The organism is Aromatoleum sp., from assembly GCF_035254505.1.
In the GTDB taxonomy this organism is placed as follows: domain Bacteria; phylum Pseudomonadota; class Gammaproteobacteria; order Burkholderiales; family Rhodocyclaceae; genus Aromatoleum.
Genome location: NZ_DATFAO010000107.1, coordinates 35,684 through 60,423 on the forward strand (window position 1 = coordinate 35,684; position 24,740 = coordinate 60,423).

A 24,740-nucleotide genomic window follows, 5' to 3' on the forward strand; every position below is an offset into this window, starting at 1 on the left:
AGCTCAGCCCTCACTGTCGCCGGGGGACGCACTTCCCTTGCGGAAATCCTTGGAGCGGATGCCGTGCTTCTTCAGCAGCGTCTGCAGGTGCGAGCGGTTCATGTCGTAGCGGCGGGCAAGTTCCGCGACCGTTCCACCCACCTCCTGCAGGCCGCGTTCGAGAAAGGCCTTCTCCGCTTCGTCGCTCGCGACGCGTTTCGCATCGCTGAGGGAGGCGGTCGTCGGCACAATGGCGGAGACGCTGGCCGGCGTCGGCGCCGCGGACGCCGGGCGGATGTCCGGCGGCAGATGTTCGAGGTCGGCCGTGTCGCCGGCGAGGCAGGACAGCCGGTAGATCAGGTTGCGCAGCTCGCGGATGTTGCCGGGGTAGGCGTAGCGCAAGAGGAACTCGCGCAGCCGCGGCGCCATCTTGATCGGGCGGCGCTTGAGCGACTCCGCCGCCTCATCGCCGAAGAACGCGAAGAGCAGCGGGATTTCGTCGCGACGCTCGCGTAGCGGCGGCAGGGTCAGGTGGATCACGCTGAGGCGGTAGAACAGATCTTCGCGGAAAATGCCCTGCTCGCTGAGGCGGCGCAGGTTGCGGTTGGTCGCCGCAACGATGCGGGTATCGACGGCGATGGGCTCGTCCGAGCCGACGCGCTGGATCTCGTGCGATTCGAGCACGCGCAGCAGCTTCACCTGACCGGGGAGCGGCAGTTCGCCGATCTCATCGAGGAAGATCGTGCCGGTGTGGGCGCTTTCGAACTTGCCCTTGCGGTCGCTGACGGCGCCGGTGAACGCGCCCTTGCGGTGGCCGAAGAGCTCGGATTCGAGCAGGTTGTCGGGGATCGCGCCGCAGTTCACCGAGATGTAGGGCTTGTCGGGGCGCGAGCCGTTGGCGTGGATGACTTTCGCCATCAGCTCCTTGCCGGTGCCGCTTTCGCCGTCGATCAGCACCGGCAGGTCGGTGGGCGCGGCCTTTTCGGCGATTTCGAGCGCCTCCAGCAGTTGCGGGTTGTCGCCGAAAGCGCCTTCGAAGACGAAGCTGCGTTCGAGCAGTGCCCGCCGCCGCGCGCCTGGTGCTTGGTCGACGGGCGCGACCTCTGCCGCGGCCGCCTGGACGAAGCGCTCCTTGTGCGAGAGCTGCATCACCTCGTCGCGCACGGTGTTCGCCTGGCGCAACAGCTTTTCGATCTCGGGCCGACCGAGGTTGGTCGCCCAGCGCAGCGTCGAGCGCAGGATCTCGATCTTTTCGAGCAGGCCCGCGTAGGAGATCGCCGAGCTCGCGCGCCCGGCGGGAGGCAGGATCTTCATGCCGCCGCCAGCTGCTTCTGCACCAGTTGATAGTACATACCCTGCCGCGCGACAAGCTCGTCGTGCTTGCCCTGTTCGACGATCGCGCCTTCGTAGAGGACGAGAATCTTGTCGGCACGCATGATCGTCGACAACCGGTGCGCGATCACCACCGCCGTGCGCCCTTTGAGGATCTCGCTCATGTTGCCCATGATGTTGCTCTCGGACTGGGTGTCGAGCGCCGAGGTCGCCTCGTCGAAGACCAGCAGGCGCGGGTCGTGGTACAGCGCACGGGCGATGCACAGGCGCTGGATCTGCCCGCCCGACAGCCCCATGCCGCGTTCACCGACGATCTGCTCGTAGCCGAGCGGCAGCTTGCGGATGAAGGCGTGCGCGTCGGCCATCTTGGCGACTTCCTCGATGCGGCGGCGGTTCGGCGCCTCGTCGCCGCTCGCAATGTTCTCGGCGATCGTCCCGGAGAACAGCAGGTTGCTCTGCATCACGTAGCCGACCTGGGCGCGGTAGTACTCCTTGTCGATCACGCTCATGTCGTAGCCGTCGACGATCAGCCGTCCGTCGGTCGGCGGGTAGAAGCCGACGAGGAGCTTGGCGAGCGTCGTCTTCCCCGAACCGCTGCGGCCGACGATGGCGATGAGTTCGCCGGGCTGGATGTCGAAGCTGATGTTCTCCAGCACGTAGGGCGTCTCGCCGCCCTCGTAGCGGAAGTACACGCCTTCGAGGCTGATCCGGCCCTGCAGCTCGGGCAGCACGACGCGCGAGGCGACGTCTTCGGGGCGCTGCTCGGGTTCGATGTCGAGCACGTCGCCGAGACGTTCCATCGCGACGGCGGCGTCGTTGACGTGGCTCCACAGTGCGACGAGCCCCATCAGCGGCGCAAGCACACTGCCCATCAGGGCGTTGAATGCCATCAGCTGGCCGACGGTGAGTTCGTGCGCCAGCACCTGGCTCGCCCCGACCCACAGGATCGCGATCGTCGTCGCGGCATTCAGCAGCTGGCTGACCATGCCGATTAGCACGCTGAATATCTGCGCGCGGTATTGCACATTCAGCGCCTTGGCGTACTTCTTCTCCCACTTCAGGCGTACCGGCCGCTCGATGCCCATGCCCTTGATCGTCTCGACACCGCCGAGCGCTTCCATCAGGAAGGCCTTCGCTTCGGTGCCGGTATTGAACACCTCGCGCGCGTAGTTCTTGGCCTTCGGCGTCACGACGACCGTCAGCGCCATGATCGGGATCACGAAGGCGATCAGCAGCAGCGTCATCTTCACGTTGTAGAGGAAGAGGATCGTGAAGTAGATGAACACCATCAGCAGGTTCAGCACCGTCGTCACCGTCGATTCGGTGAGGAAGGCGCGGATCGTCTGGTTCTCCTGGAAGCGCGCGAAGATATCGCCCGTCTTGCGCTTGGCGAAGAACGAGAACGGCAGCGACAGCGTGTGCTTGAAGAACTGCGACATCATCGCGAAATCCATGTTGCGGACCATGAAGTTCGCGAGGAAGGCGCGGATCGTCGACACGAGCTGCGTCGAGACGTTCGTGATGATCAGCCCGGTGATCAGCAGATGCAGCAGGCTGACGTTTTCGTGCACGATCACGCCGTCGAGGATGTTCTGGATGATCATCGGCGGCACGACGCCGAGCACCTGGATCACGAAGGTCGCCATCACCAGATGCGCGAGAATCTTCTTGTAGGGGCGCAGGTAGCCGACGAAGCGGATCCACGGCGAGCGCGCGGCGGCGAGTTGCGCGAGGTTCTGGCCCGGCGTGAACACGAGGCAAGTGCCGCTCCAGCCGCGTTCGAAGTCCTCGACCGCGATCTGGCGGAAGCCCAGCGCGGGGTCCGCGACCCACACCTGCTTCTTCGAGACGCCATACACGACGATGTAGTGGTAGCCCTCCCAGTGCGCGATGAAGGGCAGCTCGAAGCCGAGCAGCGCGTCGAAGGTGCACTGCACGCCGCGCGTCGTGAAGCCGAGCGACTCGCCCGCGCGCGCGAGGCTGTCGAGGGTCGCGCCCTGCGTCGTGACGTTGGCGAGCTCGCGCAGTTTGCCGAGCGTCATCGGGATGTCGTAGTGGCGGCAGATCATCGCGAGGCAGGCCGCGCCGCAGTCCATCTCCTCGGCCTGCTCGACGAGCGGAAAGCGCTTGATGACGCGCTCGCCCAGCTCGGGCTTCGACTCCAGGTCGAGCATCACGCGCAGGTTGCGCCGCTCGCCGAGCTTCTTCTGGCGCTCCAGTTCGCGTTCTAGATTGCGGATGCGCTCCTCGAAGAATTCGCGCAGCTTGGGGTTGCGCTCGAGGATCTGCTGGATGGATTTCTCGGGGACGACGAGCAGCGTGGTCTCGACCGTCGCGATCGCGGACGCCATCTGCTCCTGCCGCATCAGGCAGGCCTTCTCGCCGAAGATTTCGCCTTGCCCCAGCGTCGCCAGCGTGTAGTCGTTGCCCTGATCGTTACGCGATAGGCGCACTTCGCCGTGGCGCACGACATACAGCCGCCGATCCTCGCGCCCGTCCTGCTTGAGGATCTCGCGACCGGCGGCAATGCGCTTGACGCCCACGCTGCGCACGAGCTCTTCGAGTTCGGCCTTGTCGACCTTGCCGCGCAGGTCGAAGAGCCTTGCGACGACACCGCCGGCGGCCCCGATCGCGACGAAGCTCGTCACGAAGGACTGTGCCGCCTGGTTGCGTGCGATCATCGGCTCGATTGCCTTGCGCGGCACCAGCAGCACCTCGACCTTGCCCGAGGCGCGCGCGGAGAACTCATGGCGATAGTCGCGCAGCATCGCCATCTCGGCGACCACTTCGCCCGCCTTGCGCACACCCAGGCTCGTTTCCTTGCCGTGCTCTTCGGCGAAGACCCGCACCGAGCCGGAGCGGATCACGAACACGCCCTCGGCCGGATCGCCCGCCTTGCACACCGTCTCGCCGAACGCGAAGAAGCGCGACTCGCAGTGCTCGGCGAGCTCTTCGAGCTCCTCCCGCTTGAAGGGCGCAAAGAGCTCGACCGAAGACAGGAAATCGGCGAGGGATTCCAGGTTCTGCGCGGCGTCCATGGCGACTCAATCCCCGCTCAGCGCACTTCGACGATGTGTTCCTGCGCCCGCGCAGCGATCCAGGCCTCGCGCAGCAGGCGCCGGATCTCGGCTGCGGTGTCCTCGTCGAGCCGTGCCGGCTTCTTCGCATTGACGAGGAAGATCTCATAGAAGGACTTGTCCGGCGCGGCGAAAGGCCCGAGCAGGTCGCCCTCGGAGGCATTGAACACCTTGGCCTCGATCTCGGTCTTGAGTGAGCCGCGCAGCACCGTCCCGATGAAACCGCCCTGCTCCCGCGTGTCGGCGATCGAGTGCTCGTGCGCAAGGTCCCCAAAGCTGTCCGGGTCATCCTCCAGCAGCGACATCATCTCCTTCGCCTGCCCCTCGTTCTCCAGCACGATGTGGCTGACCTCGATGCTGTCGAAACGCGGCGAATTGAGCTGGAAGTACTCCTCGACGGCGCGGTCGCTGCACACCCGCTGCATCATCTTCTCCTGGTACAGCCCATCGACGATGAAGGTCTCGAACTCGTCGAGCGTGACCCCCATCGCATCGAGATAGCGGTTCATGTCGGCCGCGCGATGCAGGCCCAGCACGCGTCTGAACTGGTCGGCGCGCTCCTGGATATCCTCGGCGGCGAGCTGGACGCCCTGCTTCTTCGCGGCATGGACGGCGAGCTTGTCGCGGACGATCTCGTCGACGAGCCCCTCGAAGCGTCCCGTGAGCTTCAGGATGCGGATGAACTCCTCGGTGCCGATGTTTTCATCGTCGATTCGCACGATCGCGGTCATGTCTGTGCTCCTTGTCGTATGCCTTGGGTTTCAGCCGCTGATCTGGCGGAACGGATCGAGCGCGAGGTCGATCACGCGGCGCTCGCGCACGACAATCTCGGCCGTCGCCGTCATGCCGTAGCGCACGGGGTATTGCGCGTCGCCGACCTGGTAGTTGTCGCGTTCCAGCGTGACATGGCCCTCGTAGACCGGCTCCTTCGTCTTGCCCGAGGGCGAGGTTGCGGGCGAGATGTATTCGAGCGTGCCGTTGATCAGCCCGTAGCGCTGGTACGGAAAGGCGCTGAACTTCAGTTTCACCGGCAACCCTTCACGGAGGAAGGCCCGGTCGCGCTCGGCGATTTCCATCTTAAGCACGACGCGCGCGTCCTTCGGCGCGATCCCCCCGAGCGGTGCGTTCGACTGCACCTTGTCGCCGGGCTGCGTCGTGCTGACGTCGGTGATGACACCCGCCACCGGCGCGAGGATCAGCAGGAAGTTGTCCTTGTCGATGTTCTCGAAGCGGATGCGTTCCGCCGCGTTAGCCGCGAGGCGCGCGGTCTGCAGTTGCAGGCGCACCTTGTCCTCCTCGTTCGTGACGTCGCGCGAGGCCGCGTCGTATTGCAGACGCAGCCGGGTCAGCTCCTGGTCGCTGCCTTCGAGCTCGGCGGTCGTCTTCGACATTTCCTGGCTCAGCCGCACGTCCAGCTCGCCGAGCTTGGACTGCGCCGCGCGGAAGCTGTTTTCCGCCGTCAAATAGGCGGTCCGCTTCGATTCGACCTGTAGCTCCGACACCCCGCCCCCGCCGGGCAGCGCGAAAAGGCGTTCGAACTTGTCCAGTTCGAGCTTCGCCGCATCTCGGGCCCGCTTTGCGCTGTCGAGTTCGCTGCGCACCTGCTGGACTTGCGCCCGCTGCCCTTCGGCCACCTTGCTCGTCCCTTCGGCGATGCGCTTCTCGTGGACGTGCAGTGCGACTTCGATCTGCTGCTTCAGCGCCGCTGCCTTGCGTTCGAGCAGCGCCTTCCGTTCGGGAAACTGCTTCCATTCCCGTTCGGCGTCTTCGAGTTTGAGCTGCGCTTCGAGGGCATGAGTCGCCGCCTCCACCGCGCCACGGGCATTGAGACGCGCGAGGACGTCGCCTTTCGATACCGGCTGCCCCGGTTCCATGTAGATGTCGGCGAGTTCCCCGTCGATCGGAGCATAGACGCGCCGCACCTCCGACTCGGGCGCGAGCACGCCGTTGGCCGTCACGATCACGTCCGCGCGGCCGATGAAGGACCACAGCAGGCCCACCACCACCATGCCGAGCATCACGACGATCAGCCACAGGCCGAAACGGCCGGGCTCCGCGGTCAGGATCTCCACGCCCTCCGAACTGTGGTCCGCGAGGAGGTCGGTCAGAGCCTTAAGGTGACTTTCGTTCTTCATCGCTCCGACCTCCGATCAGCGCCAGCTTGGCCTTGAGCACCGCCGGCTCCAGCACCGCCTGCAGCTCTTGCAGCGAACGCCGCTGCAGTTCCGTCTCCGTATCGAGTTCGTCCCCGAGCTTGGTCCACTGCGCGGCAATGTCGGCGTTGAGCACCTTGTAGATCCGCATCGCCTGCTGCATATCGGCATGCGCATCGGCCAGCAGCCGCGCCTGCGCGCGGAACTTTGGCGAAATGCCCGATTCGAGCCGGTTTTCGCCGACGATCGCGCCCGCGGCGTGATACTGGCGCCAAAGCCCGAGCGCGTGATTCCCCAACTCATTCGCTCGCGCCAAGGCCTTATCACGATAGGCGCGGACATCCGCCTCGGTCGCACGCACAAACCAGGAATCCTCATCGGCATCGAGCATCCCGTAGAAGGCGAGCAGCTTGTCTTCGTACCCCTTGCCTCCACGCGCCGCCTGCAATTCCTTGAACTGTTGCTGCACGGCTTTCCGGTGTTCGAGCTGCGCCGCCACCAAATCGGACCACGGACCATTCGGAATCTGCTGCAAGGCGCCGAAGGTCTGCTCCGCGTTGCCGTCTCGCCATGCTTTGGTGGCGTTCCGGTATCCGGCGATGACATCCGGCGCCGGCAGCCGCGTCGCCACGAGCTTTGCCAACTGCTCCTGGAAAGGCGGCGTCGAGAACTTCACCTTGTCGAGCAAGCCGACCAGCGGACCCAGGCGGCGGGTCCGGACGGCACTGTCAAGCGCAGCGTACTGGCGCAGATCTTCGCGGAGCCGATCCAGCCCGGCGAGGCGCGGGTATTTGTCCGCATAGTCGTTCAGGACTTCATCGAGCGCCTGCGGGTTATCCTGACCTAGCTCGGTCGCGATGTTGGCATTCAGGCGTTCGATCGCCGCGAGATACACCGATTCGTCGCTTTCCAGCTTGCGCAGGTGCGTCAGGGCCTCCGCGTACGCATCCTTGAACGCCGGCACATACGCGCCGATCAGCGCGAGCGCTCGCTGATGGGCCTTCGGGTCGTCGTTCCAGCGCTGCAGCACCGCCTTGATCTTGCCCTCGTCCTCGTAGATCCGGATCGCTGCGTCGGGCCCACCTCGCGTGGCGATGAACTGCTCGAGCGCACCGATCCACTCCAGCTCGCCGAGCAATGCCATCGCATCGGCGTTGTGGCCGGCCTGCGTCTTCATGTCGGTCAGCGCCGCCGCGGCCGCGTCGAAGTTGCCGGCTTTCAGGGCCTCGATCCATGCAGGCATCTTCGCCTTCAGCAAGGCCTCGGTGCCGAGCGTCTTCATCGCCGCGTCGTCCGGATGGCTCACGAGGTAATCGTCCGCAAGCTTCATCGCTTCCGCATGCTCGCCCTCGGCGATCAGATCCTTGACTTCGCGTTCCGTCGAGCCGACCTGGTAGAGCGCGATCGCGACCACGACCAGCAGCGCCAGACCGCCCAGCCCCCACCGGATCGCGCGCTTTCCGATGCCGGCCTCGCCATTCGCGAACGCCTTGTGCAATTCATGTGCAAGATGTCCCGCGCGGCCACGCTCACGCTCGGCCGGATGGGGAATCTCCACCCCGGCCGGCACCGCTTCGTCGTTGATCTCGTCCTGCACCGGCGCTGGGTCCACGCAGAAGATGTCGAGGAAGGAGTCGGCCGCGGCGACAAAAGTCGTCCGGTCCCCATTGGTGCCGTCCTCGGGTTCAGGGGGCGGCACGAATTTCGTCAGCGTTGGTTCGACTTCCGCTTCGCGCTGTAGGCCCACCGTATAGACGAAGAAGCTGCCGGCAAATCCGACGACGTCGCCCTCGTGCAGCGCGACGGCGCGCTCGTCGAGCCGCGTGCCGTTCACGAAGCTGCCGTTGGTGCTGCCCAGATCCTCGACAAAAGGCGCCCCGCCCTTCAGGAAGAGGTGCGCATGACGCCGCGACAGGTAATTCACCTGATGCGGGCTCGCCTCTTTGTAGCGTGCGAACTGCTCGTCGGTCTTGCTGATCAGGAAGGGGAAGTGGGCGACGACGATCGGCTGCAGGCCAAGATCGTCCCGTTGCGGCGTCAGCGTCAGGCTCAGCAAGGTCCCGCCGCGCCGCGGCTTCGCCTTGCGCGCCGTGATGCGCACGCTATAGGCGAGCGTGCCGCCCAGCCGAAGCTCGTCACGGTCGTACAGCCGGCAAGGCTTGTCCTGCACGGCAACATCGTTGACGCTCGTGCCGTTCTTGCTGCCCAGGTCCGCGACATACAGCGCACCGCCTTCCCAGAAGATGCGCGCATGACGACGCGACAGCTCCGCGACGAGCTCGCGGTCGTAGGTCGCGAACGGCGGTTCGTTGCGCCCGATCGCGAACAGGTTTTCCTCGATGAGGATTTCGCCCAGTTCCGGGTGTGACTTGGGCTTGAGCCGAACACTGAACTCATGCTCGGCCCCGGCCTGCATCTCGGCGGAAAAGGCTTCGTCAGCGGACATCTTCCGGCACCATCGTCATGCGTGCGCCTCGATTATTTGTTTTGCGTGCCTCGGTTGCGTACCTCGGTTACGTGCCTCAGTTACGCGCATTCGCGACATCCACCACCGGCCAACCGCCGCCGAGCGCCTTGTAGAGAACCACCGTGTCGGACAGGATCTGCTGATGGTTCGCGAGCAGCGCGAGTTGCGCCGCGAGCAGCGTGCGCTCGGTCTCGAAGACTTCGAGTTGCGATATCACGCCCTCCTTCAACTGCGCCTGCGTCTGCGCCGACACGACCTTCAACTGTTCGATCTGCTGCTGCAATTCCGTGCGCTGCTGCTTGTGAGCGTCCAGATTCACGAGCGCATTCTCGACCTCCTCGAAGGCACCGATCACGACACGCTGGTAGTCATGCTCCGCCACCTTGATCTGCGCCTCGCTGGTCTTCACGTGCGCTTTGACACTCGGGTCGAGCAGCGGAATGTTGATGCTCGGCAGGAAGCCGAACGTGAAGGACTTCAACAGATCGCCGAGTGCGAAGCTCGAAGTGCCGCCCCGCCCGGTGAGGCTGATCGTCGGCAGCTGCGCGAGCTTGGCCTGGCCGACGAGGTCGTGCGCTTCGAGGACGCGAAATTCGGCGGCGACGATGTCGGGCCTGCGCTCCAGCAGCGCCGAGGGCAAGCCCGCAGGCACCGGCGGCAACTGGACGCGGTCCTGCAGTCGCCCGACCGGCACCGTGAACTCGCCCGCCGGCACACCGACCAGCGTCGACAAGGCATTGCCTGCGATATCGCGCGAGCGGCGCTGCTCGAGCAGGTCGTGATTCAGCTTGTTGATCTCCGCACGCTGGCGCAGCACCTGCGTGTTGGGCACCAGCCCATTCTTGAACATCGCCTCGTAGGTCGCGAGGATGTCCTTGTTCTTAGCGAGCGCGCGCTGCTGCTGCTCGATCTGCTCATCGAGTTGCAGGATCTGGAAGTAGGTCGTGGATACGTCGGACACGAGCTTCAGGTAACCGGCCCGCCAGTCGGCTTCGGTCGCGTGGTACTCGGCCGTCTGCGCCTGTACGCCCTTCTCGACCTTGCCCCAGATATCGATATCCCAATTGACCTGGGTCCCGAGGTTGTACTGCCGCGTGAGCTTCTGTCCCGTGCTCTTCTCGAAGCTCGCCCCCGCGCCGAGATCCGCCGTCGGCAGCGCTCCGGCACGCGCTTCGCCGATCTGCGCGCCAGCGACCTGGATGCGCGCGGCAAGCACCTTGACGTCGAAGTTCCCGGCAATCGCCTTGGCGACGAGCTGGTCCAGGTAGGGATCGCCGAAGCCCCGCCACCAGTCCGGCGCGATCGTCTCGGCGGCCGACACCGCCGGCCGCGACCACGACGCCTTCGCCGGCGCCTCGGGACGCTCGTATTCAGTCAGATGCACATCGGCGCAGCCGCCGAGAAGCAGCACCCCCACCCCGACCGCCAACGCACGCGCGAACGCGGAAGACGGCACGCGTTCGACACACGATACGGACGGCTCGATCGGTTTCATCACTTTCTCTCTTCGGCGAGCACGGCCTAGGCCGCGGCCCATACCTTCGATTCGACGAACACGCGAAACACCCGGGAATCGATATGTCCGGCCCGGCTTTCCGCGTCCAGCAACTCCAGCGCCTGCTCCACCGGCAGCGCCTTCTTGTACGGGCGGTCGCCCGCCGTCAGTGCGTCGTAGATGTCGCAGATCGTCAGGATCCGTGTCTGCATGCCGATCTGCGCGCCGCTCAAGCCCATCGGATAACCCGACCCATCCAGCTTCTCGTGATGCCCGTGCGCGATCGCCGGAACGCCGGCCAAGTCCTGCGTCCACGGAATCAGGATGAGGAAGGAATACGTGTCCGCGACGTGCGATTCGATCTGCTTGCGTTCTTCGGCCGTCAGACAGCCCTTCGATACGCCCAGCGCCAAGTGCTCGTGCGCTTCCAGCAAGGGAGCTACGGCGCCATTCCTGTCCCTGTAGGTATAGTCGAGAATCGCATCGAGCTCGTGAGAAGCGGCGGTGTAAGAAATCGCGGGCTCGTTGGCATGACGAATGGCGCCGAGGAAGCCGTCGAGACGCGCGAATTCCGCCTGCAATGCGGCCTCGATGCGCTGCTTTTCCTCGCGAAACGCCGCCGTGCCGAGGTCGTGTTCGCACTGCCGCTCGACGAGTTGCCGATACGCCTCCCGCTCCAGGCAGGCACACGCATACTTGAAGCGCTGCTCCAGCAGGCGCATGTCGGCGTGGTGGAGCTTCTTTTCCTTGCGCAGCACATGCTCGCGCACCCCGACCTTGCCAAAGTCATGCAGCAGCGCCGCGTAACGGATCTCGCGCAGCTGGTCGTTCGTGAAGACGATGTGACGCAGCTCGGGCCCGTCGGCCCGGTCCACCGCCCGCGAAAGCCCCTCTGCATAGTGTGCGACGCGGAAGGAGTGGCCGGCCGTCGCCGGATCGCGCTCCTCGATCGCCTGCACCGATGCGCACACGAAGCCTTCCAGCAGTCGCTCGATATCCGAATACAGCTGGAAGTTCTTCAGCGCCACCGCCATCTCGGCGCACACGCCCGTGAGCATCTCAAGATCGTCGCCCTTGAAGGCATACGGGTCGGACGAGGTATCGACCTGGACCAGGCCCAGCACTTCGCCTTCCAGCAGCAGCGGCACGCACATCACGCTGCGGATCGCCTGATCGACGATCGACTCCTGCGACCCGAAGTGCCGATCGGCGAGCGTGTCGACCGACAGGATCGACTGCTTCTTCTCCAGCACTTCATTGACGATCGTGCGCGACGTCCTCATCCGCGCACCGCTCTCGATGCGCCCATCGCGCCGCCGCGCCGCTACCTGGACCGGCTCCTCGCCGCGCGCCTTGCGCAGCAGGATGACGGCGCGCTCGGCCAGCGGAAAGAGTTCGAAGATCAGGTTCATGATCTTCTCGATCAGCGTCTCGGAATTCTTCACGGCGCCCACTGCAATGCCGACCTGCGCCATCGCGTGCAGTTTGCGGATCGTCGCCTCGGCATCGACACTCGCGGTGTCGGGCGACATCCACTGGGAATTCGCGTACAAGGTCGCATCCACCCGCTGCTGGATCACGCTCGGCTGGCTTGCTGGGGTTGGTGCGAGCAACGAATGGAACACGATCTGGGCCGAGGAGACGGCCAGTTCGTCACCGTCATGCAGCGGATGCCAAGCCCCGGGCTGCAGGCGCTTGCCGAGCACGAAAGTGCCGTTGAACGAATGCAGGTCCTCGACGAAATACGCTCCGCCGCGCAGGCGGATGCGGGCATGGCGCCGACTGACGGTATGCTCGGGGATGCACAGGAAGCGATCCGAAGCCAGCGAGTCCTGCGGATCCCGGCCGATGACCACCTCGTCATGAAGGGGGAAGACGGTGCCCGCGTCGGTCACTTCCAGGTAAGCCATCACTGGATTCGCGGACTCGGGAACGATCCTGGTGTCTTGCATTCCCCCTCCCCCCGCGCGTGCCGGGCGCGGACAGAAAATTCCATTGAACTTCGACATTGGGCGAGGGGGCCGGTTCCGGTTCGGGACCGCCTGCGCTGCGGCGGAGGCTCGGGGCCTCCGCTGCAGGCGAGGCGTCATCAGAAATGCACGTCGTTGCTGATCGTGCCATTCTGCGTCGCGGTCACGGGGACCGAAGGGTTGGCGAAGCCACCCAGTACCGCGACATTGTTGCCAACGTTGGTGCCGACGGTCTGCCCCTGGTTGATCTGCTGCAGGGCGTTGAAGGACTCATTCTTCACCGAGGCGTCGGTGTAGCTGCCCCAGTAGTACGGGAAGTACATCATCCCGCCGCGTACCGCGCCCATGCTCTTGGCGCTCAGTTCTTCGGTCTTCGGCAGGTCGGCGATCATCAGGGTCGTCATGGCAGTTCTCCTTGGGTCTCGATTGGGAATCGGTCGATCAGAAATTCACGTTGTTGGCGATGCTGGCGTTCTGCGTCGCAGTCACCGGTACCGACGGGGAGGCGAAGCCGCCGAGCACCGCGACGTTGTTGCCGACGTTCGTCACGACGTTCTGCCCCTGGTTGATCTGTTGCAGGGCGTTGAAGGACTCGTTCTTCACCGAGCCGTCGGTGTAGCTGCCCCAGTAGTACGGGAAGTACATCATCCCGCCGCGTACCGCGCCCATGCTCTTGGCGCTCAGTTCTTCGGTCTTCGGCAGGTCAGTGATCATCAGGGTCGTCATGGCTTTCTCCTTGAGTCTCGATTGGGGATCGGTCGATCAGAAATTCACGTTGTTGGCGATGCTGGCGTTCTGCGTTGCAGTCACCGGCACCGACGGGGAGGCGAAGCCACCGAGCACCGCGACGTTGTTGCCGACGTTGGTCACGACGCTTTGGCCCTGGTTGATCAACTGCGCGGCGTTGAACGAGGAGTCCTTGCTGGACAGGTCGGCGTAGCCGTACCACGGGTACAGCGGGTAGATGCCGAGCGTTCCACCGCGCACCTCGCCCATCGCCTTGCGGTCCAGTTCTTCGGTCATCGGCAGGTCATTGATCTTCAGGGTTTCCATGGCACTTCTCCTTGGGGTGATTCACTGATTTGGGATTTGCTTAGAGCACTTTCGCCGCGCTCGAGACATCTATCGCAGAGACCGTGCCAGCCTTTGTCCATGGCGCACAAAACATATCTAACATGTTGAAAACACGTCTTTTTCAAAGAATCAATCCGAAATCGAACCCTCACACTGACCGCACAGAGCTCGGTTAGTGATTGGCAGCACCCAACAGACTCCCGAAGATCTGTCTGGCTCTGAGCAACACTCAGCCCCGCACCCGCGCCGACCAACGCTCCAGGGCACGCCACACCGTACCAAGCGCATCGATATGGGCTATATTTTTCTAGGAAGCACCGATTCGGCATTGCCGCGCGGTGGTTCCACGCCAACCGAGGGAAAGCGCATGGCTGGTCTTTCGCACGCGATTCACGCCTTTCACGCCGGGGGACTCTCGCACAACGAGTTCTTCGCGCAGGTCGACCGTGCGTTGGCTTCCGAGAAGACGGACTACACGCAGCTGCTCGACGTCCTCAGCGAAGAACACACCAAGTTCCCGCTGCCGCCGGACGTCTACGCCGAGGTGCATCGACGCATCGAGAACCTCGCCGAACCGCAAGCGGCCGCCCCGCCCCCCAACGTCGACCAGACGCGGATGCTCGTCACACCCGCGCCCCGCCCGGCCGCCGAGAGCGACTCACGCCACACCTTGCCGGATTCCGATCCGGACCGACTCAAAGGCGTCGGCGAAACGATCAAGGGCCGCTTCCGGCTCGAGGAATGTGTCGGCTTCGGCGGCATGGGCACCGTGTATAAGGCGCTGGATCTGCGCAAGCTGGAAGCCTCGGACCGCAACCCCTACATCGCGATCAAGATCCTGAACGTCCAGTTCCGCGGACATCCCAAATCGCTGATCGCCCTGCAGCGCGAAGCGAAGAAAGCGCAGACCCTGGCGCATCCGAATATCGTCACCGTGTACGACTTCGACCGCGACGACTCGATGGTCTACCTGACGATGGAATACCTGTCCGGCAAGCCGCTGAGCCGTCTGCTGCACTCGCAGGACTTCAAGGGCTTGCGCTACCCGGACGCGCTCAAGATCATCACGGGCATGGCCAACGCGCTGGCCTACGCGCATGAGCGCGGCTTCGTGCATTGCGACTTCAAGCCCGCGAACGTCTTCCTGACCGACAGCGGACAGGTGAAGATCATCGACTTCGGCATCGCGCGCGTCTTCCGCAAATCAGAGGAAGAAACCGAAGCCACCGTCTTCGATGCCGGTAGTCTCGGCGGCCTGACGCCGGCGTACGCGAGCCCCGAGATCCTTGAGCATCGCGAGCCGGACCCGCGCGACGACATCTATGCGCTCGCCTGCATCACCTACGAACTGCTGACCGGCACGCACCCCTTCGGCCGCGTTCCGGCAACCCAGGCCCGCGACGCCGGCCTCAAGCCACAACGCCCGAAGAACCTGCCCTCGGCGCAGTGGCGCACCTTGCGGAGCGGCTTGTCATTCGACCGCGAGGCGCGCACCCCGACCGTCACGGAGTTTCTCCGCGGCATGCGGGGCGAGCGCAGCATGGGAATGCCCGTGGCGATGGGCATGGCCAGCCTCGCGACGATTGCGCTCGCAGCGGCGCTGTTCGCCTACCTCCGGGAATCGCCGGAGAGCCCGGTCAGTCCGGCAACACCGGAGAAGCCGGCAACAGCGCCAGCCGCGGGCACACCGAAGGAAGAGCGCCCCGCGCCGACCGCCACGGCACCCACACCCACACCCACACCCGCGCCCGCACCGACCGCACCGCCACCGGTCCCGACGCTTTCACTGTCGGCGGTGACGCCGGTGCTCGCGCAGGTGCCCTGCTCGGCACTCTCCGCATCGGTCAGCGAACACACGCTGCAGGTCCAGGGCTTCCTTCCCGAACGCGTCGGCGCCGCGCGCCTGAAGAAGGATTTGAGCGCGATTCCGGGCGTCACGACGCTGAACGCCGAGTTGCAGGAAGTCTCCGACGACAAGTGCGGCGTCATCGAAGCCCTCGCCCCCTACTGGGTCCGCAACCGCCAAAGCGGCCGCCTCGCGTCCATCCGCATGCATGCTACCGGCGGCGTATTGACGGAGGGCGATTCCCTGATCGCGGACATCACGACGCCCGGCTATGAGTCCTACGTCAATGTGGATTATCACGTGCTCGACGGCAGCGTCGTCCACCTCGTGCCGAGCCGCAGATCGACAGCCAACCAGGCACCGCCGAACTACACCGCGACTCTCGGCACACTGGCCGGTTGGACGATCTCGAAGCCCTTCGGCAACGAGATGATCGTGCTGCTGATCACCCCGGTGCCGCTCTTCGACGCGCTGCGGCCGGAGTCCGAATCCAGACCGGACTACCTGCGCGCGGTCGATCAGCGGCTGCGGGACATCGCCGCAAAGTACGGCCAGGATCACATCGCGGCCGATTTCGTCCAGATCACGACCAAGCCGCGCGGGCGTTGAAGCGCGGTCAGGTGGCCTACTTCATGTCGCGCGCGACGCGAAAGCCGTTTTGCGAATGGCGTACGCTCGCGTCGTACTTGAAGCGCGTCGACGACGTCATGTAATCGGCGCCGTCGCGCCACGACCCGCCGCGGATCACGCGCACGCGGCAATCGTTCTCGTTCCATGATCGACCATCCGCGGGCGCCCCCTTGAACGAGTTGTGCCAGCAGTCGCTCACCCACTCCCACACGCTGCCGTTCATGTCATGCAGGCCGTAAGGGTTGGCGGCGAAGGAGCCGACCGGCGCAGGCGCTTCGGGACGCGAAGGGTCGCCGCAGTCCTTGCAGTTCGCATTGCCGGTCTTCATCTGGCTGCCCCACCAGTAGCGCGTCGAGGTGCCGCCGCGAACCGCGAACTCCCACTCCGCCTCCGTCGGGAGCCGATAGGGCTTGCCGCTCGTCTTGCTCAACCATTTGACGTACTGCTGAGCGTCGTCCCAGCTCACGTCGCGCACCGGTGCGTTCTTCGCGGCGTTCGCCTCGCCCCCCAATTTCGGGCAGGCGCTCGCCTCCACGCAGGCCGCCCACTGCTCGTTCGTCACCTCGAACTTCCCGATTGCGAACGGATGCGGGATGGACACCGGATGCGCGGGCCGCTCGCTCGGGTCGTCGGAGTTGCTTCCCATCACGAACTCGCCCTTGGGCAGCGAAACCATGACGGGACAGGTCGGGCAGTCCTTGCTTTCGCCCAGGGCCGCAGCGCCAGCCGCCCCGGCGGCAGCCGGTGCCGGGGAAGCCGGACGGGGCTTCTCCGGCGCCGGCGGCGGTGTCGGCGCCGGGCGCGGTTTCTCGACGGCGGGCGGAGTGACCGGCGCAGAACGGGGTTTCTCTGCCGGAGCGGGCGCGGTCTCGCCCTGCTTCGCCGCCGCGCGCAACCGTTCGATGCGTGCTCGCGCAAGCGTGGCGAAGCGGCCGTTGGGATAGGCCTTCAGATAGGCCTCATAGTCGCCGACGTGCTCGCTGTCCTTGACCGAGTCCCAGAACGTGAGCTCGTATTGCTCGGCCGTGTCCTTCGGCAGGATCCCCGCCTCGACGACGGTACCGGCAAAGGCCCCCAACACTCCGATGATGAGCAGTTTTCGCCACACGTTCGGCCCCCTTATGCTTGGCAGTTGAGCAGGCTGTCGCGAACACGAAAATCTTTGGCGGCGCAGATGTCCTTCGGTTCCCTTCCATCGGCCGCCGCGCGGAGTAAGACATGGGCACAGGCGGCATCGTTCTTCATGGGACGTCGGGACGCCAAGGGACCGCCATATCTGAGTTCATTATATGTATCTTTCCCGCAAGTTCCGTCCTAATCTGGATTCGTAGCCGACCCGGCGCATCGGCCAAGGAGGGACACCATGACGAGGGGAATCAAGCTTGCCGCCCTGGCCGCGGCGATCCTGAGCACCGCACCCGCATTCGCTGCGGGAACGCCGTCGCCGGCCAATGCCGAGGCCTATATCATCTGGCCGCCCGACGGAGCAGTCGTCGCCGGAGGCAAGCTGTGGGTGCGGATGGGGCTGCGCAACATGGGCGTCTGTCCGAAGGGGGTCGAGAAGCCTAACGTCGGCCACCATCACCTGCTGATCGATACCCCCTTGCCGCCGATGGACGCCGAGATTCCCTCCGACCGGAACCATCTGCACTTCGGCGCCGGCGAGACCGAGGCCCGCATCGAACTCCCGCCGGGCAAACATACGCTGCAAATGCTGCTGGGCGACCACAAGCACGTGCCGCACGATCCCCCCGTGTATTCGAAGCAGATTTCGATCACCGTGCGTTGACCCACGCCGAAAGACACCGGGAGCAGATCATGTTCAAGCCACTCGCCGTCGCCATCTGGGCCTTGCTGTTTACCGCTCATGCCGATGCCGGCAGCACGCCGGCCCCGGCAAACGCCTACCTCTACATCGGCTGGCCCGTGGACGGCCAAGTGATGCCCGCAGGCAAGCCCTTCAAGGTCTGGTTCGGACTGCGCAATATGGGGGTCGCGCCGAAAGGCGTCGAATTCCCGAATACCGGCCATCACCACCTGCTGATCGATACCGAGCTGCCCTCGATGGACGCCGAGATCCCCTCCGACCGCAACCACCTGCACTTCGGCGCCGGCGAAACGGAAACGACGATCGAACTGCCGCCCGGCAAACACACGCTGCAACTCTTGATGGGCGACGACAAGCACGTCCCCCACAACCCGCCCGTCAAGTCGCGGAAAATCACCATCACCGTGAGGTGATGGCAGACGCGCCGGACCGGCTATTGACGCTTGAGCCGGTCGGCCAGTTGCAGGGCCGTCACGCCGAGCATGCGTGCGGCAGACGGGACGTTGCCGTGGGCCTTGTCCATCGCGACCTCGACCAGCATCTTCTCGACCTCGCCGAGCGTCATCGCCCCGTCGCAGACCGCTTCGCACAGCGCGCGACCGGCTTGCGGGCCGACGATGTCGATGTCCCCATCCTCGTCGCGAGCATATTCCCGGTCGGCGGTATCCGCATGCCCCATGAACAGGTTGTCGACTTCGACGCGTCCGCCATTGGGCGCGAGGATCACGCCGCGCTCGACGGTGTTCTGCAATTCACGCACGTTGCCCGGCCAGCCGTAGGCCACCAGCGCCTTCTTGGCCTTGTCCGTAAAACCGAGCAGCTTCTTACCCTTGATCGCCGCGTACCGTTCCAACAGCCGCTCGGCCAGCGGCAGGACGTCGTCGCGACGCTCGCGCAGCGGCGGAATGTGGATCTGGCCGGCATTGAGACGGAAGTAGAGATCGGCCCGGAATCGCCCCTCCTTCACCCACTGCGCCAGACTGTCGGTCGTCGCTGCGACGACACGCACGTTGATCTTCCGCACTTGGTCGTCGCCGAGGCGCACGACCTCGCCTTTCTGTAATACGCGCAGCAGCTTGGTCTGTGCCGAGAGCGGCAAGTCGCCGATCTCTTCGAGAAAGATCGTGCTGCCATCGGCGCGCTCAAGATGGCCCGGATGCGAGACGAGCGCTCCGGTGTGAGCCCCCTTCTCGACGCCGAAGAGTTCCGATTCGACAAGCTCGGCCGGAATCGTCGCGCAATTGATCACGTCCAACGGACGGTCGCGGCGCTTGCTCATCGCATGCAGGGCGCGCGCGAAAAGCTCCTTTCCGACGCCCGTCTCGCCCACCAGCAGCACGGGAGACTCACTATCTGCCGCCTGCTTGAGCAGATCGAGGGCATGACGGAAGCTCGCGGAACTCCCACTGAGATCGCCCTGTAGCGTATCCCGTTCGCCGATCGTGGAGCGCAGCTGCATGACCTGGGTCTGCAGGTCGATCAACTGGTCGTTGATCGGGTCCGGTTCGAAGAGGCGCATGTGCGCATCGGCATCGTCCCATTCCTCGACCGGCCTGCCCACGATACGACAACTGTCGTTATTGCCGCCCCCGCACTCGACCTCCTTGAACAGGATGGCGCGCCCCATGAAGGCGGAGGAATAGCCGCAGGCGTAGCCGATCTGCGTCCAGCAGACAGAGCCGCAGTGGGAGCCGAAATGACGGCGATGCGACTGACATTCCCAGGAATTGATCCAGCGGAATTCGCTGTAGAAATGCCCGATTTCGCGATCCACCTCGACACGGACCGGGATCACACCGACCATGCCTTCGAAGGAGTGCAGCTGAGGGCCGGCCAGGAAGGCCCCGACGTCATCGAGTTCCGGCGTCAGCGTTCGCACGAGCTCCGCGTCGCGCATACCTGACGCATATCCCATGCGCAACAAGAGACCGCGCGCCCGGCTCATGCCGAGCGTTTCGATCAGCTCCTTGCGCAAGGAGGACTGTGCCTCGGCGTGCACGAGAAGCATGCGCTGTTCGTGAAGCCAGATCTGGCCGGAATCGGCGCAGAAATTTACACGCGCTCTGAGGTCTTCGGCCTCGATACGCGCTTTTGTCTGGAACCCGGTCATAGCCTGGCCCTCCTCCTGAACCGGTTGTTCTACTCGCCAGCCCGGTTATCTGTATTGATAATTATCAAAGGATTAAAGCAGATACCGATAGGCATGTGCCATACTGAAAACCGGGTATTGCGCGACCAGAACATCACCGATTCCGAAAAAAGAAAACGGCGCACCGCACACTCGCAGCGCGCCGCTTCCGATATCAGATCTGCGGGGCGGGCAGCTCGCTTACCCCGGCCCGAGCCCCATCACCCCCTGCCGGGATGATCCGGTTTGTCGGGCCGGTCAGGGCGCTCCGGGCGGTCGGCCTTGTCCGCCCGTTCCGGCTTGTCGGGGCGTTCGGAACGCTCCACGCGCCCGCCGCGGTCGGCGACGTCGGCCGCCTGCCGATTATTGCCCTTGTCGATCGACTTGCCTGCCGATTTGTCGCTACCGGCGTTGCCCTCCTTGATCGATTTGGCGAGATGCTCGTTGCCGGACTTCAGCTCGCTGACGACGCGCCCGAGGTTCAGGCCCGATTCCTTGGCGATCTGCCCCCAGCCCATGCCCGCCGTGCGCATCGCGAGGATGCCGCGGAAGGTCGTCGGCTGGCCGTTGATCTGCAAGGTCCCTCCGTTGAGTGCAACCGCGAGTTCAGCTGCAGTCGGCGCGGTAAGGCCGGCCTGGGTCAGCGTCGCCTGCGCCAGTGCGAGGGTGATGAACACATTCCCGTAGCCCATCGGCCCGGACGGCGTAACCGTCACCGGAATCGTCGTCGCGGAGCCCGGATCGAGCGTGACGACGGTGCCGTTGCGCAGGCCGTCGATCAAGATCAGGGCACTGGCCTCGCTCCCGGTCAAGGTCGAGAAGGTCTTGGACATATCGGTTGCAGCACGGGTCGGGGACGCACTCGCAGTACGGTCGAACGTCGTTACCGCCTGATCGACATCGGTGGAAGCGGTTTGCGACATTGCGACCGACGCCGAGCCGCCGAGGGCGGCGACCAGCGCTGCGCAAAGAAGATGACGCTTCATTCGATACTTCATGCTGTGTCTCCAAAAAGCCGAATGCGACAGGGGCTGCATTCGGGCATGCAGATTTGACCTTCTGTCCGCGCAAAAAGACACGCGCGATCGTTACGCGAGGTAACGGCCGCGGGCCGCCGAATCGCTGCCCAGCGCATAGGTGCCACACGGTACGTCCGACGGCCTTCCCTCACGTATTGCGAAAGCTCGTTACAAACCCCATCATGAAAAACCAGTAGCCATCACCGACCCAAGACCGCCAATGCAGACGTTCTCGCCCGGCCTCAGCGCGCCCGATCACGCCCACGACAATGATCTCTGGTTGATCTTTCACGACGCTGTCCTACTGGTGGTCGAAGATGGCGAAGGCGTCCGCCTGCCCCTGCGCGCCGATCTCGCGTCCTGGCCGCTGAAGCCGCAGAAATCCCATTACCTCGGGGACTTGGAGGGACAGCATTGCTTTGCTGCGGAGTGGCCCGACCAAACCGAGCTTGCGCAAAGCCGATGGCAGAACTTGCGCAGTCTCTTCGGGCAGCTCGACGACACGCACTTCGCGCTCGCGGGCCGGGCGGTCCAGATCCTCGAGTGGGACAGCACCCACCGCTTCTGCGGCCGCTGCGGGAGCGCGACGGAATTCCACACGTCCGAACGTTCGCGCGTCTGCCCCAGCTGCGGCCTGACGCACTACCCGCGCCTGTCCCCGGCCGTGATGATGCTGATCCGACGCGGCAACGAGCTGCTCCTCGCGCGCTCGCCCCGGTTTCCGCCGGACATGTTCAGCGCGCTCGCCGGCTTCGTCGAACCGGGCGAAACGCTCGAGGAAACGGTGCGGCGCGAAACGCGCGAGGAAGTCGGCGTCGAGGTCACGAACTTGCGCTACTTCGGCAGCCAGCCCTGGCCGTTTCCGCATTCGCTGATGATCGCCTTCACGGCGGACTACGCCGGCGGCGAACTCATCCCACAGCCGGGCGAGATCGAGGCGGTGGACTGGTTCCCGATCGACCGCCTGCCGCGCCTGCCGCATCGGATCAGCATCGCACGCAAGCTCATCGACGCGACCGTGCGCGAGATCGCAGGCGGAGGCTGACGCTGCCTAGAGGAACGCGTCGTCGAAAGCGATGACGCTCTGCCCCGCCTCGCGCACCGCGACGCCCAGCGCCTCGGCTTCCGGCGCGAAAGTCAGAGCATGGAAGCGCACGAGTTCGATGAGGCTCGTCAGATAGGCCGCGTCGCCCTCGGCGGTTTTGAGCCCGCGCCGGGCGGCAAGCGCGAGGCGAGCCATCTGCCAGGTCGCACAAACGGCCCCGAGCAATTTCAGGAAGGGCACGGCGCCCGCGAGCACCTGCGCGAGATCCGTCTTTCCAGTCGTCAGCACCCAGTCGGCGGTCCGTTCGAGCGTCGCGACGTTCGCCGCGAGGGCGTCGGCGATCACGCTGAGTTCTCCGGCCAGCCGCAGTTCGAGCACCGCCGCACGCAGCTCGGCGATGAGTTCTTTCAGCGTCTCGCCGCCTTCGCGGAGGATTTTGCGTCCGACGAGGTCGTTCGCCTGGATGCCCGTCGTGCCCTCGTAAATCGTCGTGATGCGCGAGTCGCGCGCGAATTGCGCGATGCCGGTTTCCTCGACGAAGCCCATCCCGCCGAAGACCTGGATCGCATCCCAGCACACCTGCTGCCCGACCTCGGTGCACCAGCCCTTCGCGACCGGCATCAGGAGGTCAATGTAGCGGCGGCACTTTCCCGCAACCGCGCGATCCGGATTCGCGTGCGCCATGTCGAACCAGCCGGCGGCCGTGTAGAGCAGCGCCCGCATCGCCATCACCCTCGCGCGCATCGACAAGAGCATGCGCTTGACGTCGGGATGGCAGAGGATGGGCTTGCCGGCCTCCCCCGTCACCGCGTCGCGGCCCTGCACACGCTCGCGCGCATACGCCCGCGCGAGCTGGTAGGCGCGCTCGGCGAGCCCCGGCCCCTGAACGCCGACACCGAAGCGGGCCTCGTTCATCATGATGAACATCGTTTCCAGGCCGCGATTCGCCTCGCCGACGAGGTAGCCCACGGCGCCTCCGACCTCGCCGTAGCTCATCGTGCAGGTCGGACTACCGTGGATACCCAGCTTGTGTTCGATCGCAATGCAATGCACGTCGTTGCGCGCGCCCGGATTGCCGTCCGCATCGAGTAGGTACTTCGGCACGAGGAAGAGCGACAGTCCTTTCACGCCTGACGGGGCGTCCGGCACGCGGGCGAGGACGAGATGGACGATGTTGCTCGTCAGTTCGTGTTCGCCATAGGAGATGAAGATCTTCTGGCCGAAGAGGCGGTAAGTGCCGTCGGCCGCGGGCTCCGCGCGGGTGCGCGTCGCCGCGAGATCCGAGCCCGCTTGCGGCTCGGTGAGGTTCATCGTGCTGCCCCACTCGCCGCTGACGATCCTCGGCAGCCAGGTGCGCTTCAGCTGGTCGCTCGCGGCAATCCGCAGCACTTCGGCCTGGCTCACGTTGAGCTGGGGCAGCATCGCGAAGGCCATATTGGTCGAGAACCACATCTCCCACACGGGCGTGGAGACGAGCTTCGGCAGGCCCTGCCCACCGAACTCGGTCGGAGCAGAGAGGCCGACCCAACCCGCCTCGACGAAGCGGTCCCACGCTTCCTTCCAGCCCTCGGCGCAGGCGACCCGTCCCTTGTCGTCGAGCCGGCAGCCCTCGCGGTCCCCCGTGGCGTTGATCGGTGCGAGGACGCCGGCAGCGAATTTCTCCGCTTCGGCAAGGATCGCCTCAACGACGTCGGGCGTGACATCCGCGAACGCAGGGAATGTCCCAATCGCGTCGAGCCCCGCAAGCTCGTGCAGGATGAAATGCATGTCGCGCAGCGGCGCGGCGTAGTCGGTCATCGTCATTGGTCCCTAGTTATCAACCGATCAACCCAATACCGTTCGGGCACTGTCGAAGCTCTGCCACCGCCCCTTCGACACGCCTGTCCTTAGTCCTTATCGCGGCGCGAGCCGGATCGCCCCGTCGAGGCGAATCGTCTCGCCATTGAGCATCGCATTCTCAACGATCGAGCGCACGAGTTGCGCGTATTCGGCGGGGTCGCCCAGCCGCGTTGGGAAGGGGACGGACTCGCCGAGCGAGCGCTGCATCTCGGGTGGCAGCGTCTGCATCATCGGCGTCAGGAAGAGCCCCGGCGCGATCGTCACGACGCGGATGCCGAAGCGGGCGAGCTCGCGCGTGATCGGCAATGTCATCGAGACGATGCCGCCCTTCGACGCGGCGTAGCCCGCCTGCCCGACCTGGCCGTCGTAGGCCGCGACCGAGGCGGTATTGACGATCACGCCACGCTCACCGCCCGCATTCGGCACCCCCTTCGCCATCGCCTCGGAGGCAATACGGATCATGTTGAAGGTGCCCACGAGGTTCACATTGACGATGCGGCTGAAGACGTCGAGCGGATGCGGGCCCTCCTTGCCGAGGACTTTCGCGGCCGTGCCGATGCCGGCGCAGTTGACGAGGCCCTGCAGCGCGCCGAAGCGTTCGAGTGCGAGCGCGACGCAGCCGCGGGCGTCCGCCTCCAGCGCCACGTCGGTCCGATGGAAGGCCACGCGAGCCCCGAGTTCGTCCGCGAGCTTCTCGCCCGCGGCTGTGTTGAGGTCGGCAATGACGACGTTCGCGCGCGCCGCATCGAAGGCGCGAACGGTCGCTTCACCAAGACCCGACGCGCCGCCGGTGACGATGAAAGTATGCTGTTCAAGTTGCATAGAAAAATCCTTGATCGTATCCGTAGGGCAGAAAGC

The 24,740-nt window shown here is 65.0% G+C and carries 20 protein-coding genes; 5 read left to right on the forward strand and 15 right to left on the reverse strand.

Annotated elements, in window-relative coordinates:
* Nucleotides 1–3: 3 nt before the first annotated feature.
* The 10 genes from VJ673_RS23380 to VJ673_RS23425 all read right to left on the reverse strand — a co-directional run bounded on the left by VJ673_RS23380 (nucleotide 4) and on the right by VJ673_RS23425 (nucleotide 13,526).
* Nucleotides 4–1,293, reverse strand: coding sequence for a sigma-54 interaction domain-containing protein (locus tag VJ673_RS23380; RefSeq protein ID WP_324128590.1), 1,290 nt, complete (start codon nucleotides 1,291–1,293; stop codon nucleotides 4–6).
* Nucleotides 1,290–4,349, reverse strand: coding sequence for a peptidase domain-containing ABC transporter (locus VJ673_RS23385; protein ID WP_324128591.1), 3,060 nt, complete (start codon nucleotides 4,347–4,349; stop codon nucleotides 1,290–1,292). Before VJ673_RS23385 ends, VJ673_RS23380 begins: the two co-directional genes overlap by 4 nt.
* A gap of 17 nt (nucleotides 4,350–4,366) precedes the next feature.
* Nucleotides 4,367–5,119 (reverse strand): peptidylprolyl isomerase, encoded by a 753-nt coding sequence (locus VJ673_RS23390; protein ID WP_324128592.1) that lies wholly within the window; start codon nucleotides 5,117–5,119, stop codon nucleotides 4,367–4,369.
* 30 nt (nucleotides 5,120–5,149) lie between these two features.
* A complete protein-coding gene (locus tag VJ673_RS23395; protein WP_324128593.1) occupies nucleotides 5,150–6,523 on the reverse strand; it encodes a beta-barrel domain-containing protein in 1,374 nt (457 codons plus the stop codon).
* Entirely contained in the window at nucleotides 6,501–8,987 is a 2,487-nt protein-coding gene (locus VJ673_RS23400) for an FHA domain-containing protein (protein ID WP_324128594.1), read from the reverse strand. The genes VJ673_RS23395 and VJ673_RS23400 overlap by 23 nt, the downstream gene beginning before the upstream one ends.
* A gap of 76 nt (nucleotides 8,988–9,063) precedes the next feature.
* Nucleotides 9,064–10,503, reverse strand: a complete 1,440-nt coding sequence (locus VJ673_RS23405) for an efflux transporter outer membrane subunit (RefSeq protein ID WP_324128595.1) — start codon at nucleotides 10,501–10,503, stop codon at nucleotides 9,064–9,066.
* Between the two features lie 26 nt (nucleotides 10,504–10,529).
* Nucleotides 10,530–12,455, reverse strand: a complete 1,926-nt coding sequence (locus VJ673_RS23410; RefSeq protein WP_324128596.1) for an HD domain-containing phosphohydrolase — start codon at nucleotides 12,453–12,455, stop codon at nucleotides 10,530–10,532.
* A gap of 137 nt (nucleotides 12,456–12,592) precedes the next feature.
* Nucleotides 12,593–12,877, reverse strand: a complete 285-nt coding sequence (locus VJ673_RS23415; RefSeq protein ID WP_324128597.1) for a hypothetical protein — start codon at nucleotides 12,875–12,877, stop codon at nucleotides 12,593–12,595.
* Between the two features lie 37 nt (nucleotides 12,878–12,914).
* Nucleotides 12,915–13,199: a hypothetical protein gene (locus tag VJ673_RS23420; protein ID WP_324128598.1), complete on the reverse strand. Its 285-nt coding sequence runs from the start codon at nucleotides 13,197–13,199 to the stop codon at nucleotides 12,915–12,917.
* Between the two features lie 36 nt (nucleotides 13,200–13,235).
* Nucleotides 13,236–13,526 carry a hypothetical protein gene (locus VJ673_RS23425; RefSeq protein ID WP_324128599.1) on the reverse strand — a complete coding sequence of 97 codons (291 nt, stop codon included), beginning with the start codon at nucleotides 13,524–13,526 and terminating at the stop codon, nucleotides 13,236–13,238.
* Nucleotides 13,527–13,914: 388 nt separating this feature from the next.
* On the opposite strand from VJ673_RS23425, the gene VJ673_RS23430 reads away from it, so the two are divergent.
* Nucleotides 13,915–16,002 (forward strand): serine/threonine protein kinase, encoded by a 2,088-nt coding sequence (locus VJ673_RS23430; RefSeq protein WP_324128600.1) that lies wholly within the window; start codon nucleotides 13,915–13,917, stop codon nucleotides 16,000–16,002.
* 16 nt (nucleotides 16,003–16,018) lie between these two features.
* Here the strand turns inward: VJ673_RS23430 and VJ673_RS24695 are convergent, their stop codons facing one another.
* Nucleotides 16,019–17,131, reverse strand: coding sequence for a formylglycine-generating enzyme family protein (locus VJ673_RS24695; RefSeq protein WP_324128601.1), 1,113 nt, complete (start codon nucleotides 17,129–17,131; stop codon nucleotides 16,019–16,021).
* Between the two features lie 255 nt (nucleotides 17,132–17,386).
* On the opposite strand from VJ673_RS24695, the gene VJ673_RS23440 reads away from it, so the two are divergent.
* Nucleotides 17,387–17,812 (forward strand): DUF4399 domain-containing protein, encoded by a 426-nt coding sequence (locus VJ673_RS23440; protein ID WP_324128602.1) that lies wholly within the window; start codon nucleotides 17,387–17,389, stop codon nucleotides 17,810–17,812.
* A 29-nt stretch (nucleotides 17,813–17,841) separates the two neighbouring features.
* Nucleotides 17,842–18,264 carry a DUF4399 domain-containing protein gene (locus VJ673_RS23445; protein WP_324128603.1) on the forward strand — a complete coding sequence of 141 codons (423 nt, stop codon included), beginning with the start codon at nucleotides 17,842–17,844 and terminating at the stop codon, nucleotides 18,262–18,264.
* 20 nt (nucleotides 18,265–18,284) lie between these two features.
* Here the strand turns inward: VJ673_RS23445 and VJ673_RS23450 are convergent, their stop codons facing one another.
* The gene (locus VJ673_RS23450) at nucleotides 18,285–19,961 is read right to left on the reverse strand and encodes a sigma 54-interacting transcriptional regulator (RefSeq protein WP_324128604.1); all 1,677 of its coding nucleotides are present in this window, start codon (nucleotides 19,959–19,961) and stop codon (nucleotides 18,285–18,287) included.
* On the opposite strand from VJ673_RS23450, the gene VJ673_RS23455 reads away from it, so the two are divergent.
* The gene (locus VJ673_RS23455) at nucleotides 19,845–20,219 is read left to right on the forward strand and encodes a hypothetical protein (protein WP_324128615.1); all 375 of its coding nucleotides are present in this window, start codon (nucleotides 19,845–19,847) and stop codon (nucleotides 20,217–20,219) included. The genes VJ673_RS23450 and VJ673_RS23455 overlap by 117 nt on opposite strands.
* Here the strand turns inward: VJ673_RS23455 and VJ673_RS23460 are convergent.
* Nucleotides 20,201–20,977, reverse strand: coding sequence for a hypothetical protein (locus tag VJ673_RS23460; protein ID WP_324128605.1), 777 nt, complete (start codon nucleotides 20,975–20,977; stop codon nucleotides 20,201–20,203). The two genes, VJ673_RS23455 and VJ673_RS23460, sit on opposite strands and share 19 nt — an antisense overlap.
* Nucleotides 20,978–21,218: 241 nt before the next feature.
* Here VJ673_RS23460 and nudC point away from each other — a divergent pair, with 241 nt between their 5' ends.
* Complete coding sequence (gene nudC / locus VJ673_RS23465; RefSeq protein WP_324128606.1) at nucleotides 21,219–22,043, forward strand: NAD(+) diphosphatase; 825 nt, start codon at nucleotides 21,219–21,221, stop codon at nucleotides 22,041–22,043.
* Nucleotides 22,044–22,049: 6 nt separating this feature from the next.
* On the opposite strand, the gene VJ673_RS23470 is transcribed toward nudC, so the two are convergent.
* Nucleotides 22,050–23,840 (reverse strand): acyl-CoA dehydrogenase, encoded by a 1,791-nt coding sequence (locus tag VJ673_RS23470; protein ID WP_324128607.1) that lies wholly within the window; start codon nucleotides 23,838–23,840, stop codon nucleotides 22,050–22,052.
* A 96-nt stretch (nucleotides 23,841–23,936) separates the two neighbouring features.
* Nucleotides 23,937–24,704, reverse strand: coding sequence for a 3-hydroxyacyl-CoA dehydrogenase (locus VJ673_RS23475; RefSeq protein WP_324128608.1), 768 nt, complete (start codon nucleotides 24,702–24,704; stop codon nucleotides 23,937–23,939).
* Nucleotides 24,705–24,740 lie beyond the last annotated feature (36 nt).

Excerpts from the sequence above, each read along its gene's own strand:
- VJ673_RS23380 (WP_324128590.1), bottom strand. The coding sequence starts at position 1,293 with ATGAAGATCCTGCCTCCCGCCGGGCGCGCGAGCTCGGCGATCTCCTAC.
- VJ673_RS23385 (WP_324128591.1), bottom strand. The coding sequence starts at position 4,349 with ATGGACGCCGCGCAGAACCTGGAATCCCTCGCCGATTTCCTGTCTTCG.
- VJ673_RS23390 (WP_324128592.1), bottom strand. The coding sequence starts at position 5,119 with ATGACCGCGATCGTGCGAATCGACGATGAAAACATCGGCACCGAGGAG.
- VJ673_RS23395 (WP_324128593.1), bottom strand. The coding sequence starts at position 6,523 with ATGAAGAACGAAAGTCACCTTAAGGCTCTGACCGACCTCCTCGCGGAC.
- VJ673_RS23400 (WP_324128594.1), bottom strand. The coding sequence starts at position 8,987 with ATGTCCGCTGACGAAGCCTTTTCCGCCGAGATGCAGGCCGGGGCCGAG.
- VJ673_RS23405 (WP_324128595.1), bottom strand. The coding sequence starts at position 10,503 with ATGAAACCGATCGAGCCGTCCGTATCGTGTGTCGAACGCGTGCCGTCT.
- VJ673_RS23410 (WP_324128596.1), bottom strand. The coding sequence starts at position 12,455 with ATGCAAGACACCAGGATCGTTCCCGAGTCCGCGAATCCAGTGATGGCT.
- VJ673_RS23415 (WP_324128597.1), bottom strand. The coding sequence starts at position 12,877 with ATGACGACCCTGATGATCGCCGACCTGCCGAAGACCGAAGAACTGAGC.
- VJ673_RS23420 (WP_324128598.1), bottom strand. The coding sequence starts at position 13,199 with ATGACGACCCTGATGATCACTGACCTGCCGAAGACCGAAGAACTGAGC.
- VJ673_RS23425 (WP_324128599.1), bottom strand. The coding sequence starts at position 13,526 with ATGGAAACCCTGAAGATCAATGACCTGCCGATGACCGAAGAACTGGAC.
- VJ673_RS23430 (WP_324128600.1), top strand. The coding sequence starts at position 13,915 with ATGGCTGGTCTTTCGCACGCGATTCACGCCTTTCACGCCGGGGGACTC.
- VJ673_RS23440 (WP_324128602.1), top strand. The coding sequence starts at position 17,387 with ATGACGAGGGGAATCAAGCTTGCCGCCCTGGCCGCGGCGATCCTGAGC.
- VJ673_RS23445 (WP_324128603.1), top strand. The coding sequence starts at position 17,842 with ATGTTCAAGCCACTCGCCGTCGCCATCTGGGCCTTGCTGTTTACCGCT.
- VJ673_RS23450 (WP_324128604.1), bottom strand. The coding sequence starts at position 19,961 with ATGACCGGGTTCCAGACAAAAGCGCGTATCGAGGCCGAAGACCTCAGA.
- VJ673_RS23460 (WP_324128605.1), bottom strand. The coding sequence starts at position 20,977 with ATGAAGTATCGAATGAAGCGTCATCTTCTTTGCGCAGCGCTGGTCGCC.
- nudC (WP_324128606.1), top strand. The coding sequence starts at position 21,219 with ATGCAGACGTTCTCGCCCGGCCTCAGCGCGCCCGATCACGCCCACGAC.
- VJ673_RS23470 (WP_324128607.1), bottom strand. The coding sequence starts at position 23,840 with ATGACCGACTACGCCGCGCCGCTGCGCGACATGCATTTCATCCTGCAC.
- VJ673_RS23475 (WP_324128608.1), bottom strand. The coding sequence starts at position 24,704 with ATGCAACTTGAACAGCATACTTTCATCGTCACCGGCGGCGCGTCGGGT.